At 71.4% G+C, this 14,541-nt stretch carries 16 protein-coding genes and 1 pseudogene; 4 read left to right on the top strand and 13 right to left on the bottom strand.

The genetic code is table 11. The features are described from left to right. Window positions 1-170, top strand: a pseudogene (locus tag EAO72_RS17430) (ACT domain-containing protein); the annotation flags it as partial. Here EAO72_RS17430 and EAO72_RS17425 read toward each other — a convergent pair. The 6 genes from EAO72_RS17425 to EAO72_RS17400 all read right to left on the bottom strand — a co-directional run bounded on the left by EAO72_RS17425 (window position 169) and on the right by EAO72_RS17400 (window position 4,931). Further along, on the bottom strand, window positions 169-576 hold the full coding sequence (locus EAO72_RS17425; protein ID WP_148018259.1) for an ACT domain-containing protein: 408 nt from the start codon (window positions 574-576) through the stop codon (window positions 169-171). The pseudogene EAO72_RS17430 and the gene EAO72_RS17425 overlap by 2 nt on opposite strands. Before the next feature lie 10 nt (window positions 577-586). Next, complete coding sequence (locus tag EAO72_RS17420) at window positions 587-844, bottom strand: DUF397 domain-containing protein (RefSeq protein WP_148018258.1); 258 nt, start codon at window positions 842-844, stop codon at window positions 587-589. Window positions 845-955: 111 nt separating this feature from the next. Then, the gene (locus EAO72_RS17415; RefSeq protein ID WP_148018257.1) at window positions 956-2,122 is read right to left on the bottom strand and encodes a thiolase domain-containing protein; all 1,167 of its coding nucleotides are present in this window, start codon (window positions 2,120-2,122) and stop codon (window positions 956-958) included. Beyond that, entirely contained in the window at window positions 2,115-3,167 is a 1,053-nt protein-coding gene (locus tag EAO72_RS17410) for a thiolase domain-containing protein (RefSeq protein WP_148018256.1), read from the bottom strand. Before EAO72_RS17410 ends, EAO72_RS17415 begins: the two co-directional genes overlap by 8 nt. Beyond that, complete coding sequence (locus EAO72_RS17405; protein WP_148018255.1) at window positions 3,168-4,115, bottom strand: Zn-ribbon domain-containing OB-fold protein; 948 nt, start codon at window positions 4,113-4,115, stop codon at window positions 3,168-3,170. It abuts the gene before it with no gap. Between the two features lie 15 nt (window positions 4,116-4,130). Continuing rightward, on the bottom strand, window positions 4,131-4,931 hold the full coding sequence (locus EAO72_RS17400) for a crotonase/enoyl-CoA hydratase family protein (RefSeq protein ID WP_148018254.1): 801 nt from the start codon (window positions 4,929-4,931) through the stop codon (window positions 4,131-4,133). Between the two features lie 165 nt (window positions 4,932-5,096). Between EAO72_RS17400 and EAO72_RS17395 the strand changes: the two genes are divergently transcribed. From EAO72_RS17395 to EAO72_RS17385, 3 genes are all read left to right on the top strand, one after another. Then, window positions 5,097-6,722 carry an acyl-CoA synthetase gene (locus tag EAO72_RS17395; RefSeq protein WP_148018253.1) on the top strand — a complete coding sequence of 542 codons (1,626 nt, stop codon included), beginning with the start codon at window positions 5,097-5,099 and terminating at the stop codon, window positions 6,720-6,722. A 144-nt stretch (window positions 6,723-6,866) separates the two neighbouring features. Then, the gene (locus EAO72_RS17390; RefSeq protein WP_148018252.1) at window positions 6,867-7,943 is read left to right on the top strand and encodes a right-handed parallel beta-helix repeat-containing protein; all 1,077 of its coding nucleotides are present in this window, start codon (window positions 6,867-6,869) and stop codon (window positions 7,941-7,943) included. A 35-nt stretch (window positions 7,944-7,978) separates the two neighbouring features. Then, window positions 7,979-9,040 (top strand): methyltransferase, encoded by a 1,062-nt coding sequence (locus EAO72_RS17385; RefSeq protein ID WP_148018251.1) that lies wholly within the window; start codon window positions 7,979-7,981, stop codon window positions 9,038-9,040. A gap of 66 nt (window positions 9,041-9,106) precedes the next feature. Here the strand turns inward: EAO72_RS17385 and EAO72_RS17380 are convergent, their stop codons facing one another. The 7 genes from EAO72_RS17380 to EAO72_RS17350 form a co-directional block, all read right to left on the bottom strand. After that, a complete protein-coding gene (locus EAO72_RS17380; RefSeq protein WP_148018250.1) occupies window positions 9,107-9,439 on the bottom strand; it encodes a TcmI family type II polyketide cyclase in 333 nt (110 codons plus the stop codon). Between the two features lie 79 nt (window positions 9,440-9,518). Further along, window positions 9,519-9,998: an SRPBCC family protein gene (locus EAO72_RS17375; protein WP_148018249.1), complete on the bottom strand. Its 480-nt coding sequence runs from the start codon at window positions 9,996-9,998 to the stop codon at window positions 9,519-9,521. Window position 9,999: 1 nt separating this feature from the next. Continuing rightward, window positions 10,000-10,257 carry an acyl carrier protein gene (locus tag EAO72_RS17370; protein ID WP_148018248.1) on the bottom strand — a complete coding sequence of 86 codons (258 nt, stop codon included), beginning with the start codon at window positions 10,255-10,257 and terminating at the stop codon, window positions 10,000-10,002. A gap of 36 nt (window positions 10,258-10,293) precedes the next feature. After that, window positions 10,294-11,535 carry a beta-ketoacyl synthase N-terminal-like domain-containing protein gene (locus EAO72_RS17365; RefSeq protein WP_148018247.1) on the bottom strand — a complete coding sequence of 414 codons (1,242 nt, stop codon included), beginning with the start codon at window positions 11,533-11,535 and terminating at the stop codon, window positions 10,294-10,296. Then, the gene (locus tag EAO72_RS17360) at window positions 11,532-12,800 is read right to left on the bottom strand and encodes a beta-ketoacyl-[acyl-carrier-protein] synthase family protein (protein ID WP_148018246.1); all 1,269 of its coding nucleotides are present in this window, start codon (window positions 12,798-12,800) and stop codon (window positions 11,532-11,534) included. Before EAO72_RS17360 ends, EAO72_RS17365 begins: the two co-directional genes overlap by 4 nt. Further along, window positions 12,797-13,231 (bottom strand): cupin domain-containing protein, encoded by a 435-nt coding sequence (locus EAO72_RS17355; RefSeq protein WP_148018245.1) that lies wholly within the window; start codon window positions 13,229-13,231, stop codon window positions 12,797-12,799. The genes EAO72_RS17360 and EAO72_RS17355 overlap by 4 nt, the downstream gene beginning before the upstream one ends. A 76-nt stretch (window positions 13,232-13,307) precedes the next feature. After that, window positions 13,308-14,429 carry a SchA/CurD-like domain-containing protein gene (locus EAO72_RS17350; protein WP_148018244.1) on the bottom strand — a complete coding sequence of 374 codons (1,122 nt, stop codon included), beginning with the start codon at window positions 14,427-14,429 and terminating at the stop codon, window positions 13,308-13,310. Between the last annotated feature and the right edge of the window lie 112 nt (window positions 14,430-14,541).

Genomic DNA, 14,541 nt, shown 5'->3' with positions numbered 1-14,541 from the left:
CCTACGTGGCCGGCTGGATCACTCTCCGTGTGCACTCGGCCCTGGAGGCCGTCGGGCTGACGGCCGCCGTCTCACTCGCCCTGACCGACGCGGGAATCAGCTGCAACGTGGTGGCCGGCTTCCACCACGACCACCTCTTCGTCCCCCCGTACGAGCGGTCCGCCGCCGTCACCCCGTGCCCGRCTCCGAGGCCAGTGCCTCCAGCACGGCGACGGCCTCGGCGGACCGCTCGTACGGGACGAAGAGGTGGTCGTGGTGGAAGCCGGCCACCACGTTGCAGCTGATTCCCGCGTCGGTCAGGGCGAGTGAGACGGCGGCCGTCAGCCCGACGGCCTCCAGGGCCGAGTGCACACGGAGAGTGATCCAGCCGGCCACGTAGGAGTAGGGCAGCCCCGCCGCGACGGCCTCGGATTCGGGGAGTACCAGCGTGAGCGCTTCGGCCTCGCCGACCGTGACGACGGGGGCGGCGCCGTCGGGCACGCGTCCGTCGGGCGCGGTCGTGTAGACGTAGCGTCCGGGGTGCAGCTCCGGACGCAGGTCGCTCAGCAGGGTGCGAAGATCACTTTCACCGGTCACACCCACCACGCTACCCAGCATGGGCGCTTCCGCCCGTGAACGCGCCGTGCCGGGCGTTCACGACGAAGGCGCGCCACTGCGCCGGGTTGAACACCAGCGGCCGGCTGCCCGGGCGCCCGGCGTTGCGCATCGCGATGAATCCCTCGACGAAGGCGATCTGGACGTCGCCGATGCCCTGACTGCCGGAACGCCACCGGGCGTTGCCGAGGTCGAGTTCCGGCTTGCCCCAGCGGGCGAAGTGCTGCTGGGGTGTCGTCCTGGGTGCCACGTCGGCTCCTCCCGCTCGTCCTTGGGCCGGGACAGAGCCTAGCCATCGCGGGCGTTCCCGAACAGGCCGCGGTGCGCGCCGGACGCGGCCTGTCCGGGAGGGGTCCCGGCGTCAGCCCGTGGGCGGTTCGGCGCCGACGAGCCACATGGAGAAGAACTGCGCCCCGCCGCCGTAGGCGTGGCCGAGGGCCCGCCGGGCCCCGTCCACCTGGTGCTCGCCGGCCTGTCCTCGTACCTGGAGTGCGGCCTCGGCGAAGCGGATCATCCCGGAGGCGCCGATGGGATTGGTGGACAGCACGCCGCCCGAAGGGTTCACGGGCAGGTCGCCGTCGAGCTCGGTGACTCCGGCCTCGGTGAGCTTCCAGCCCTCGCCCTCGTCGGCGAAGCCGAGGTTCTCCAGCCACATCGGTTCGTACCAGGAGAAGGGCACGTACATCTCTACGGCGTCGATCTCCCGGCGCGGGTCGGTGATCCCGGCCTGCCGGTACACGTCGGCGGCGCAGTCCTTCCCGGCCTGCGGCGAGACGAAGTCCTTGCCTGCGAAGAGGGTCGGTTCGCTGCGCATCGCACCGCCGTGCACCCAGGCGGGCGGGTGCGGTGAACGGTCGGCGCCCGCCCGGTCGGTGAGGATCATCGCGCAGGCGCCGTCGGAGGACGGGCAGGTCTCCGAGTAGCGGATGGGGTCCCAGAGCATGGGCGCGGCCTGGACCTTCTCCAGGGTGATGTCCGCGTCGTGGATGTGCGCGTACGGGTTCTTGAGCGCGTTGCGCCTGTCCTTGTACGCGACGAGGGAGCCGACGGTGTCCGGCGCCCCGGTCCGGCGCATGTAGGCCCGCACATGCGGGGCGAAGAAGCCGCCCGCGCCGGCCAGCAGCGGTTGCTGGAACGGGATGGGCAGCGAGAGGCCCCACATGGCGTTGGACTCCGACTGCTTCTCGAAGGCGAGCGTGAGGACGGTCCGGTGCACGCGGGCGGCGACGAGGTTCGCGGCGACGAGGGCGGTCGAACCGCCGACCGAGCCCGCGGTGTGGACGCGGAGCATCGGCTTGCCGACCGCACCGAGGGCGTCGGCGAGGTAGAGCTCCGGCATCATCACGCCCTCGAAGAAGTCGGGGGCCTTGCCGATGACGACGGCGTCGATGTCCGCCCAGGTCAGCCCGGCGTCCTGGAGGGCTGCCACGGCGGCTTCGCGGACGAGGCCGGCGAGGGAGACGTCGCGGCGGGCGGAGACGTGCTTGGTCTGGCCGATCCCGACGACGGCCACGGGCTCCTTAGGCATGAGCACTCTCCCCTTCGAGAACGGCGACCAGGTTCTGCTGGAGGCACGGGCCGGACGTGGCGTGGGCCAGGGCCCGGTCGGACTCGCCGCGGTGGATGCGGGCGGCGGCCTCACCGAGGCGGATCAGCCCGGCGGCCATCACCGGATTGGCGGCCAGCGCGCCGCCCGACGGGTTGACCCTGACCTCGTCGCCCAGGCCGAGCGCCTTGCGCAGCACCACTTCCTGGGAGCTGAACGGGGCGTGCAGTTCGGCGGTGTCGACGGGTCGTTCGAAGACCCCGGCGCGTTCGGCGGCGAGCCGGGTCGACGGCGACTCGGTGAGCTCGCGCACTCCGAGGCCGTGGGCCTCGATGCGGTGGTCGATGCCGCGGATCCAGGCGGGCCGGGCGCACAGGGCCCGCGCGGTGTCCCCGGCGGCCAGGATCACGGCGGCGGCGCCGTCGCCGACGGGCGGGCAGTCGCCGGTCCGCAGCGGCTGGACGAGGTAGTCGCCTGCCGGGACCGTTCCGCTGAGCTGCGCGTGCGGGTTGTCCGAGGCGTCCGCGCGGCTGCGGGCGGCGACCTCCGCGAGCGCGGTCTCGTCCGTGTCGCCCGCGTCGATCAGCGCCTGGGCCTGGAGCGCGGCGAGTGCGACGGAGTCGGGCCACAGCGGGGCGGTGTAGTACGGGTCGAGCTGCCGGGTGAGGACGTCGCGTACCTCGCCGGGCGAGGACTTCCCGTACGCGTACACGAGCGCGGTGTCCGCCTCCCCGGTCTGGATCTTCACCCAGGCCTCGTACAGGGCCCAGGCGCCGTCCATCTCGACATGGGACTCGGAGATCGGCGGGTGCGCCCCCACGCCGTCCAGCGCCATGGTGAACGAGAAGGCGCGGCCGGCGAGGTAGTCGCTGGAGCCGGAGCAGGTGAAGCCGATGTCGCTGGTCCTCAGGCCGGTGGCGTCGAGGACCTGGTGCAGAACGGGCATCAGCATCTCGACTTCGGACAGTTCGTCGGTGCGCCGCAGATGGTCGGTCTGCGCGAAGGCGACGATCGCTACGTCTCGCATCTAGACCAGCTCCCTGTAGGCGTCGTAGTCGGCATCGGGCTCGCCGGTGGGCCGGTAGTGGTCGGGGTGGCGGTTCCCTTCGGACCAGACGGGTTCGACCCGCAGTCCCATCCGCACCTGGTCGTACGGGATTCCGCCGATCCGGGCGTGCAGGGCGAGGTCCGCGCCGTCCAGGGCGATGTGGGCGTAGACGTAGGGCACCTCGATGTCGAGGTTCTTCGCCTTGATGTTGACCACGCAGAAGGTGGTGACCGTGCCGCGGGGTCCGACCTCGACCCGTTCGTCGGTGGCGACGCCACAGGTGGGGCAGGCACCGCGCGGCGGGACGTACACCTTCCTGCAGGACGGGCAGCGTTCCCCGACGACGCGGCGGCCCGCGAGCGCTTCGAGGTAGGCGCTCTGCGCGCGGCCCGGCGAGTAGGTGTAGTCGAGGCGTGCGGGGGTGACGATGCCGGTGACCGGGTCGGCGAACTCGCCGTCGTGCGGGGCGGATCCGCCGGGCTCGCCTTCGCCTTCGTACGGTTCGAAGCAGGCGATGTCCGTGATGGCGCCGGTGCGGTGCTCGGCCCAGCGGACACGGACGCGCATCCCGGTGTGGACGGCGTCGGGTCCGGGTGCGTCCAGGACGTGCAGGAGCGCGGTGTCGGCGCCGTCGAGGCGGACGAGCACCCAGGCGAAGGGGGTGTCGAGGGGCTGGTCGCGGCGGGGGTACGGGTTCCACGCCCAGGTGGTGACCGTTCCGGTGACCGCGACCTCGACCAGGTCCCGGATCTCCTCGGCGGTGACGGGGTCGTACTCGACGGGCGGGACCAGGACCTTGCCGTCTCCGGTGCGGACGCCGAGCACGGTGCGTTCACGCAGTCCGGTGAGGAAGGCGCTCTGGACCGGGCCGAGGGAGCGGGTGAAGGGGAATTCGACCACCAGCGGTGCGCTGAGTATGCCGGGCACGGGTTCCTCCTGGGTTCAGTGCCGCCGGTAGACGGGCGGGCGCTTCTCGGCGAAGGCGCGGGCGCCCTCCTTGGCGTCGGCGGTGGCGAAGACGGGCCAGCCGCGCTTGAGTTCGGCGGCGAGGCCGTCGGTCTCGGTCATCTCCGCCGTCTCGTACACCGATGCCTTGACCTCCTCGACGGCGAGCGGGCCGCAGGCGTTGATCTGCTCTGCGACGGCGAGGGCGGCGTCCAGGGCGGTGCCGTCGGGAACGACCCGGCCGATCAGCCCGATCCGGGCCGCTTCGTCCGCCGAGTAGGGGCGGCCGGTGAGCAGCATCTCGAGCGCGTGGGTGCGGGCGATCTGGCGCGGCAGCCGCACGGTGGAGCCACCGATGGGGAAGAGGCCGCGGCGGACCTCGAAGAGGCCGAAGGTGGCGCTCTCGCCGGCGATGCGGATGTCGGTGCCTTGCAGGATCTCGGTGCCGCCGGCCACGCAGTGGCCCTCGACGGCGGCGATGACCGGCTTGCGGGGGCGGTGGTGGCGCAGCATGGCCTTCCAGTGCAGATCGGGGTCGGCCGTCATCCGGTCCCGGTACTGCTCGCCCTCCATTCCCTTGCCGGCGAGGGCCTTGAGGTCCATGCCGGCGCAGAAGCAGCCGCCGGCTCCGGTGAGGACGACGGAGCGGACCTCCTCGTCCTCGTCCGCGGCCAGCCAGCCGTCGTACAGGCCGACCAGCATCGGCAGCGAGAGCGCGTTCTTGCTCTCGGGCCGGTTCAGGGTGAGCACCAGTGTGGCGCCTTCGCGCCGCACGGTGAGGTGTTCCGTACCGCCCATGGTCTGTCTCCCGTCTCAAGGCTAGAACAGGTTGCAGTAAGCGGCGAAGCAGTTCAATAGTTTTCTGACAGGCAGTCAGATTTCTTCCCGGGCCCCCTTCCCACTTGTGCCGGTCGGCGCTCTAATGACCGCCGAGCCACCCAGCAACCGGGGTCAGGAGGAACGGTGGAGTACAACCTTGCCGACCTGTTCGAATCGGTCGTCGACGCTGTCCCGGAACGCGAGGCGCTCGTCTACCTCGACCATCCCGGAACAGGTGCCGAACGCCGGCTCACGTACGCGGAGCTCGACACCGCGGCCAACCGCGTCGCCCACCACCTCATCGAGGCGGGCATCGGTCCCGGCGAACATCTCGGGCTGCACCTCTACAACGGCATCGAGTACCTCCAGACCGTACTGGCCTGCCTGAAGGCCCGCATCGTCCCCGTCAACGTCAACTACCGCTACGTGGAGGAGGAGCTGGTCTACCTCTACCGCGACGCGGATCTGGCGGCACTGGTCTTCGACGCGGAGTTCGACGCGCGCGTCGCCGCCGCCGCCCCGCAGGCACCGAAGCTGCGCCATCTGGTGCGGGTCGGGACGCCGGCGGACGGCACAGCCGGGCCCGACGCGGTCGCGTTCGCGGCGGCCGAGGCATCCGGGGACGCGGGGCGCGGCTTCCCGGCCCGGTCGGCCGACGACCAGTTCATCATCTACACGGGCGGCACCACGGGCATGCCCAAGGGGGTGATGTGGCGCCAGGAGGACCTGTTCTTCTCCGGCCTGGGCGGCGGCGCGCCGACGGGCGACCCGGTGAAGGCCCCCGAGGAACTGGCCGAGCGGGTGGCGGCCGGCGGGGAGGGCATCACCTTCTTCCCCACTCCCCCGCTGATGCACGGCACCTCGACGCTCACCGCGTTCATCGGCTTCAACTTCGGACAGCGGGTCGTCGTCCATCGCAAGTACGTTCCGCACGAGGTGCTCCGTACCATCGAGAAGGAGAAGGTCACGAGTGTGTCGCTGGTGGGCGACGCGATGCTGCGGCCGCTGATCGACGCGTTGAAGGGCCCGCTGAAGGGCACCGACTGTTCGGCGCTGTTCTCCGTCTCCAGCTCGGGCGCGATCATGTCGGACTCGGTGCGGGCGGAGTTCCAGTCGCTGGTGCCCCACGTGATGCTGCTGAACAACTTCGGCTCGTCCGAGTCCGGCTTCAACGGCACGGCGACCGCCGACTCCGGTCCGGAGAACGGCTTCCGGCTCCGAGTCAACGCCCGTACGGCGGTCGTCGACCCGGCGACGTACGAACCGGTGGCCCCGGGCGAGCCGGGACGGATCGCCCAGCGCGGTCACGTACCGCTCGGCTACTACAACGACCCGGCCAAGACCGCCGAGACGTTCTTCCGCAGGGCCGACGAGCGGTGGGTGCTGCTCGGCGACATGGCGACCGTCGACGCCGAGGGCATCGTGACCGTGCTCGGCCGGGGTTCCCAGTGCATCAACACCGGAGGCGAGAAGGTATATCCGGAGGAGGTCGAGCAGGCGCTCAAATCCCATCCGGATGTGTACGACGCGCTGGTCGCGGGCGCTCCCGACGAGCGTTGGGGCAACCGGGTCGCCGCCGTGGTGCAGCTGCGCGAGGGCGCCGACGCCCCCTCGCTCGACGACGTCCAGGCGCACTGCCGCACCCGGCTGGCCGGTTACAAGATCCCGCGCCATCTGGTCATCACCCCGCAGATCCAGCGCTCCCCCAGCGGCAAGGCCGACTACCGGTGGGCCCGCACGGTCGTCGCACCCCGGCCGGCGGCGGACTGAGACGGGGCGAATCACCCGAGTGCCCGGCCCCGCGTCCACGACGGACGCGGGGCCTTCGCCACGACGTAAGCCATTCGGGCACGGCCCGTGAGCAACCGGGCACCCTGCGTGGCATCGAAGGGTGATCGCCCATAGCTTCGGCTCATGAGGAAACGACACATCAACTGCCTCGTGAGCATCGCCGCCGCCTCGGCCGCCGGACTGGGCGTCGTCGCCCCGTCCGGTCCGGCCGCCGCCGCGGGCGGCCACGTGGTGCGTCCGGGCCAGTCCATCCAGGCAGCGGTGGACGCCGCCCGGCCCGGTGACACCATCGTCGTCCGGCCCGGCACCTACCGGGAGAGCGTGCTGATCACCACGCCCGGACTGACCCTGCGCGGCTCCGGAGGCCGTACCGTCATCGAGCCCGGCGCGAGCACGGACCGGACCGAGAACGCCTGCGCCAAGGCCGGCAACGGGATCTGCGTCCTGGGCACGGCCCAGAACACCGTGGACGACGTGTCCATCAAGTCCCTGACCGTGTCCGGCTTCACCAGGAGCGGCGTCTGGGCGTCCTGGACGGACGGGCTGGAGGTCCGCTCGGTGACCGCCGCCTCCAACGGCGTCTGGGGCATCGCGCAGCAGCGGTCCACCCGCTCCGACCTCCGGCACAACACCGCACGCTCCAACGGGGACGCCGGCATCTTCGTCGCCAACAGCGTCGACGAGGAGGGCGGTGCCACCGACACCGGCGGGACCCGGGTCCGGGGCAACACCCTCACCGACAACCGGATCGGGTTCACCGCCCGGCGCGTACGGAACCTGATGGTGAACGACAACACCTTCACCGCCAACTGCAGCGGGGTGTTCGTCGTGGGCGACGAGGGAACGCCGCAGGCCGGCGCCATGACGATCCGGTCGAACCGGATCACCGGCAACAACAAGTTCTGCGCCGCCACCGAGCGGCTGCCCGCGATCCAGGGTTCCGGGATCGTCCTCACCGGCACCGAGTCCACCGAGGTGCGGTCCAACGTGATCCGCGACAACGTGGGTGCCACCCCGCTCTCGGGCGGCGTCGTGCTGTTCAAGAGCTTCGTGGGAGCCAAGAACACCGACAACACCGTCAGCGGCAACACCGTCCTGGGCAACCGGCCCGCGGACCTGGCCGACCAGGACACCGCCGGCACGGGAAACCGCTTCACCGGCAATGTCTGCACCACCTCCGCACCGGCCGGGATGTGCTGACCGGTGTTCCCCCGCACGAGGAGAAGCGAGACGGAATGACCACCGTGAGCACCACCCCCACCACCACTCCCGTCCAGCCGGTCCCCACCCCGCAGCCGGCCATGCGGCTGCGCGAGATCGTGTTCGGGGCCGCCCGCTCCGCGGCCGTGCGCGCCGCCGCCCGGCTGCGTGTCGCGGACGCGCTCGGAGACGGCCCGGCCACCGCGGACGAGCTCGCCGCSGTGGTGAAGACCGAACCGGGGCCGCTGCGACGGCTGCTGCGTGCCCTGTCCTGCTACGGCATCTTCGCGGAGAACGCCGACGGCACCTTCACCCACACCGACATGTCGCGGCTGCTGCGCGAGGACGACCCGCACAGCCTGCGGGACATCTCGCTGTGGTGCACGGAGCCGTGGACGTGGGAGGTCTGGCCCCGGCTGGACGACGCGGTGCGCTCCGGCGGCAACGTCTTCGAGGACGTGTTCGGCAAGGAGTTCTTCGACTACCTCCACCAGGACGCCCACGAGTCGGCCCAGGTGTTCAACCGGGCCATGACGACGTCCAGCGTGCAGTCCGCACGGGACGTCGCCGCTCTGCTCGACCTCACCGGGGTGTCGGTCGTCGCCGACATCGGCGGGGGTCAGGGGCACGTGCTGGCGAGCCTCCTGGAGAAGCACCCGTCGGTCAGCGGCACCCTGATGGACCTGCCGGGTGTCGTGGCACGGGCCGACGAGCGGCTGCGGGACGGCGGTTCACTCGCGGGCCGGGCGTCCATCGTGGCCGGTGACTGCCGCGAGGGCATTCCGGTGGCGGCCGACCTCTACATCATCAAGAACATCCTGGAGTGGGACGACGACAGCACCCGCCGGGCGCTCGCGTCCGTGTGCGCCGCGGCGCGTCCCGGGGCCCGGGTCGTCGTCATCGAGAACCTCGTCGACGACACGCCGTCGATGCGGTTCACCACCGCCATGGACCTGCTGCTGCTCCTGAACGTGGGCGGTGCCAAGCACACCCGGCAGAGCCTGGTCGACCGGCTGTCCGACGCGGGGCTGGCGATCGGCGAGATCCGGCCGGTCAACCCGTACCTCCACGCGTTCGAGTGCGTGGTCCCCGGCTGACGCGTTGCGCACATGACAGGGCCCCGGGTCCGGCCTCGCGGCCGGGCCCGGGGCCCTGTCATGGCGTCATGCGGTGGAGTCGCGCTCCCAGCGGTAGAACTCCTGCGCCATCGCGTCCTTCGGTCCGCGCCAGGTCTGCGGGTCGTAGGGGCTGACGAAGGCGGTGAGCCGGTCGCTGATGTCCTTGAACGCCGGATGGCCCGTCACCTTGGCGATCTCCGGGCCCGGCGGGCGCTCGGACTCGATCAGGTGCAGATAGACGTCGCCGAACTGGAACAGCTTGCGCCGGGTGACGCCCACCAGGTGCGGCAGCTCACTGCTGTCGGAGGCGGCGAACAGCTCGGCGATGTCCGGCGCCGATTCCGGCGCCATCCGGGCGACGATCAGAGCGTGGTGCATCAGGTGGTGCCTTTCTGGTACCCGGTCCGGGGCCCGGCCAAGGAGGCCGGGCCCCGGACCGCCGTCGGCGGACGGTGTGTCAGTTGGCCGGAACGGCGGCCGTGCGGCGCTCGCGGTCGCGCTGCTCGATCTTGTCCCGGATGAGTTCCATCTGGACACGGGAGTTGCGGTTGATGTTGTCGGTCATCCACGCGTCGTCGACCGGGGCGTCGGGGCGCATGGCGAAGTCCTGCGTCCAGCGCATCCGCGTGCCGCCGGGCGCCTCGGCGTACTCCCAGTGGATGTCCATGTGCTGGAACGGGCCGGGTTCGACGCGGCGGGCACGGACGGTGCGTCCGACCCGGTCCGTGGTGCGCTCGGAGACCCAGCTCCACACCTTGTCGTTCTCGTCGGGGTGCATGGTCAGACGGAAGGTGGTCCGCTCGCCGTCGCGCTCGATGACCTCGACCGAGGCGTACTCGCTGAAGAGCCGCGGCCAGTTCTCCAGGTCGTTCGTCATGTCCCAGACGAGGTCCAGGGGTGCGGCGATGATGATCTCGTTCTCGGTGTGTCCGGACACTTCAGGCTCCTGTCATAAGGCTGTTGTTGACGAGGTCGAGGAACTCGCGGGGGGTCTTGCAGCGGTCGGCGTCGGCCGGCAGCGGCTGCCCGTGCCGGTTCTCCAGTACGCCGACGATGCCGAGGAGGCCCAGCGAGTCGAGGCCGAACTCGTCGAAGGCCGTGTCGGACCGGTTCTCCATCTCCCGGTGGTCGACGGTCAGTCCGGCCCCCTTCTTCATCAGGGACGCGAGCTCTTCGTACGTCAGCCGGTCGGTCATGAGGGCTTCTCCTTCTCGGGGGGGTGTCGGTGAGGTTCACGCGGGGCGCCGGAGCACCATCGCCGCGTTGGAGCCCATGAGGCCCCGGCTGAGCACGAGGGCCGTGCGCAGCTCGGCGGGGCGGGCCCGGCCCATGACGACGTCGAGGTCGTGGCAGACCTCGAAGACGTTGGGCGTGGGCGGGATCAGGCCGTTCTCCATGGCGAGGACGGCGGCGGCCGCGTCCAGGACGGGGGCTCCGCAGTAGGCCCGTCCGATACCGGTCTTGGGCGCCGTCACCGGGACGCGGCGGCCGTGCGCGCCGAGCGCGTCGGCCAGTGCCAGTGCCTCGGCCCGGTCGGCCGCCGGGACTCCGAGTGCGTCCGCGAAGACCACGTCGATCTCCTCGGGGGCACAGCCGGCCTCGCGCAGTGCGCCCTCGATGGCGTGGGCGAGCCCTTCGCGGGACTCCTCCCAGCGCATCGCGGTGGTGAACGTGGCCGCGTGACCGGCGATCTCGGCACGGACCCGGGCGCCACGCTCCCGGGCGGCCGTCTCCTCCTCGACCACGAACATCGCCCCGCCCTCGGCGGGCACGAATCCGCAGGCGTCCGAGGTGAACGGGCGGTAGGCCCGCGTCGGGTCCTCGGCGGCGCTCAGGTCCCGGTAGCCGAGCTGGCAGACGACGGAGTAGGGCGCGAGCGGGGCCTCCGCCGCGCCGACCACCACCGCGTCGGTGCCGCGCCGGACGGACCGGTCGGCGTGCGCCAGGGCGTCGAGGCCGCCCGCCTCGTCGCTGGCCACCACCGCGCACGGCCCCTTGAAGCCGCCGCGGATGGAGATCTGGCCGGTGCTGGCCGCGTAGAACCAGGCGATCGACTGGTAGGGGCCGACGTACTTGGAGCCCTGGCCCCACAGCCGCTGCAGTTCGCGCTGGCCGAACTCACCGCCGCCCGAACCGGCGGCGGTGACCACGCCCACGCTGAACGGGGCGTCCTCGTAGTCGGCGCGGCCCAGTCTGGCGTCGTCCAGTGCCATGTCGGCCGCGGCCATCGCGAAGTGCGTGAACCGGTCGGTCTGCACGAGGTAGCGCTCCTCGATCAGCGAGACCGGGTCGAAGCCCCGGACCTCGCCGGCCACGTGCAGGGGCAGTTCCTCGCACCCTTCCCGGGTCACCCGGTCCAGGACGCTCATGCCTTCCAGCGTCCGCTTCCAGAAGGCCTCGGTGGTCGTGCCGTTGGGGGCGACGACGCCGATACCGGTGACGACGGTCTGCCGGGGCTGCCGGGCCTTGCTCATGGTGTCCTCCCACCGCTTCTGGTCAGGGCCACCGCGGACTGGAACCCGCCGAATCCGCTGCCGACCGACAGGACGCTGCGCAGTTTCAGGGGACGTGCGGTGCGGGGCACGTAGTCGAGGTCGCACTCGGGGTCCGGGGACTCGTAGTTCGCCGTCGGCGGTACGGTCTGGTGGACCAGGGCGAGTACGCAGGCGGCGATCTCTATCGCGCCGATCGCCCCGAGCGAGTGCCCCACCATGGACTTGATGGAACTCATCGGTACGTCGTGGGCGTGTGCGCCGAGCGCCCGTTTCACGGCGGCGGTCTCGTGCCGGTCGTTCTGCTTGGTGCCCGAGCCGTGCGCGTTGACGTAGTCGATGTCCGCGGCGGCGATGCCGGCGTGCCCGAGCGCCCGGTTGATGGCCTCGGCCATCTCCAGGCCCTCCGGGGTCAGCCCGGTCATGTGGTAGGCGTTGCCGAAGGTCGCGTAGCCCGCGATCTCGCAGTACACCGTCGCGCCGCGGGCGCGTGCGTGTTCCAGTTCCTCCAGGACGAGTACCGCTCCGCCCTCACCCATCACGAAGCCGTCGCGGCGGGAGTCGAAGGGCCGGGACGCGTGTTCCGGGTCCTCGTTGTTCGCCGAGGTCGCCTTGATCGCGTCGAAGCACGCCACGGTGATCGGGGTGATCGGGGAGTCCGATGCCCCGGCGATGCACACGTCGACGCGGCCTTCCTCGATGGAGTGGAAGGCGTAGCCGATCGCGTCCAGGCCGGAGGTGCAGCCCGTGGAGACGGTCTGCACCGGTCCGTGCGCGCCGACCTGTTCGGCGACCGCCGCGGCCAGCGAGCTGGGTGAGAAGGCACGCTCCAGATGGGGCCCGGCCGGACGGTGGTCGACGTCCCAGCGTGCTCCGCTGCCGCTGACGGCGACGTAGTCGTGCTCCAGCCGGGTGGTGCCGCCGACCGCGGTGCCGAGCGAGACGCCCATGCGCCACGGGTCGGTCCGCTCCGGGTCGAGGCCCGCGTCGGCGAGGGCCTCGCGGGCGGCCACCATCGCGAACTGCACATAGCGGTCCGCGCGGGCGACCTCCTCCTCGTCCAGTCCGTACGCCGCCGGGTCGAAGTCGCACTCGGCGGCGATCCGGGACCGGAAGCCGGCCGGGTCGAAGAGGGTGATGCCCCGGGTCGCGGTGCGGCCGTTGGAGAGGAGGTCCCAGAAGGCCGGGGTGCCGATGCCGCCCGGGGCGACGACGCCGACGCCGGTGACGGCCACACGCCGGGTCATGAGGCGGCCTCGGTTCGTTCTGGCGGCGCGCCCCGGTCGGCCGGCTCGGTGACCTCGGTGTCGACGTGGCCGAGTTCCGGGCGGGGCGCGAGCGGGCCGAGGTGGAAGACCATGCGCGCCTCGACGTCTCCGACGTTGCGGAAGCGGTGACGTACGTTCAGGGGGATCAGCAGTCCCTGGTCCGGCCGCATCGCGTACGGCTCACCGTCCAGGTCCACTTCGAGCAGCCCGTCCACGACGTAGACGAACTCCTCGGAGTACGGGTGGTAGTGCTCCGCGATGCGGTCGCCGGGCTGAATGATGGCCAGTCCCATGAAGCCGCTGGTGGCGCCCACGGCCGTCGGGGTGAGAAGGGCGCGCAGGTCACCCCCGCGCCTGGTGTTGGGCTGGGTCTCACTGAGGTCCACGATGCGTGGCCGGTGCATGGTCATGACTGCTTTCCTCCTGGCGCATGGCGCGTTGTGTCGACGGGTTGAGCGAGAACCCCCCAGAGTGCTGCTGCGCGGCTCAGGACTCCGCGGCCCGCCGGTCGGTGATCAGCGTCATCTCGGACCGGGCCAGGAAGCGTGCGGCGTCCTCGTCGCTCGACGGCACGGCGTTCGCCTCGCCGTCGAGGAGACGGGCGAGCCGGGCGGCCTTGCCGGGGCCGTGGATGCCGAGGGCCTTGGCGGGCTGCGCGTCGAGCGGGCCGCCCACCTCCAGCAGACGCACCACGATGTCGTCGCGCTGGAAGATCGTGCTGCTCTCGATGGGGCTGCCGGTGTTGTCGGCCTCCTCCTCGTCGTGCTCGGCCAGAAGGCGGGCCAGCGCCATTCCGCAGCCCTCCTTGGCCTGGTAGAACAGCGCGTGGCGCTTGCGCTCCCCGGCCGCGTGGCGGCCTGTCGTCACGTGGTGGACGGTGGGCAGGGCCGCCCGGGTGAAGAACATCCGGGCGGAGTCGGGATCGGCCAGATCGCGGTCCTGCTCCAGGTACGGGTTGATCGCCTCCTCCACGGCCCGGACCTCGGGCTGCCGGGAGACGTGGCGCAGGGCCGCGAGGAGGTCGCCCTCTACCTCGACCGCGCGCACCACCCGGTTGCCGTGCATGAACAGCGAGGTGCGGCGCAGTCGGGTGTGCTCGTCGACCCGGGCCTGCGGGGAGTCGTAGTCGGCGAGGATCTTCGCGACGATCTCCTCCGTGCCCGGCTTGACGGTGAACGTCAGCGCGTGGCGCACCACCCCGTCCCCGAGGCGGGGCGCGGCCTGCAGACCGCCCTTGACGGGCTCGAAGCTCTCCTCGAAGGCCGCTCCGGTCTCGCGCAGGACGCTGAAGCGCAGCGAGCGGGTGTCGCGCACGCAGCTGTGCAGGGGCTGGACCGTGGCGACGTGGTCCTCGCTGTTGACCCAGGCGAGGAAGGGCGGCGCGCTCTCCCACTCGCTGGTGATGAGCCACTGCGACGGGTTCTCGATGGACTGGCACAGCTGGTCACTGATGTGGCCGGGGATCGAGGCGACCTGGTTGCGCATGTGCTCGTACGCCTCCAGGAACTGCTTCTGGGCGCCGTCGTGCAGGTCAAGCAGCAGGATGACCCGCAGCCTTGATCCGTCGAAGGCGGACTGGGAGGTCCGTTCCGAGAGCGTGGTGGTCATCTTGCGAACTCCTTCGAGACGGGGGGAGAACCGGCCGGGCCGGTGGAAACCGTCGAGTGGGGGGCGGAGCGGGGAATCTCCCGGCGGATGCGCACGGTCCGCCCGGACCGTG

This window comes from Streptomyces sp. OR43 (genome assembly GCF_008042275.1).
In the GTDB taxonomy this organism is placed as follows: domain Bacteria; phylum Actinomycetota; class Actinomycetes; order Streptomycetales; family Streptomycetaceae; genus Streptomyces.
The sequence above is the reverse complement of the archived record's forward strand: the minus strand, read 5'-3'. Positions and strand labels throughout refer to the sequence as shown.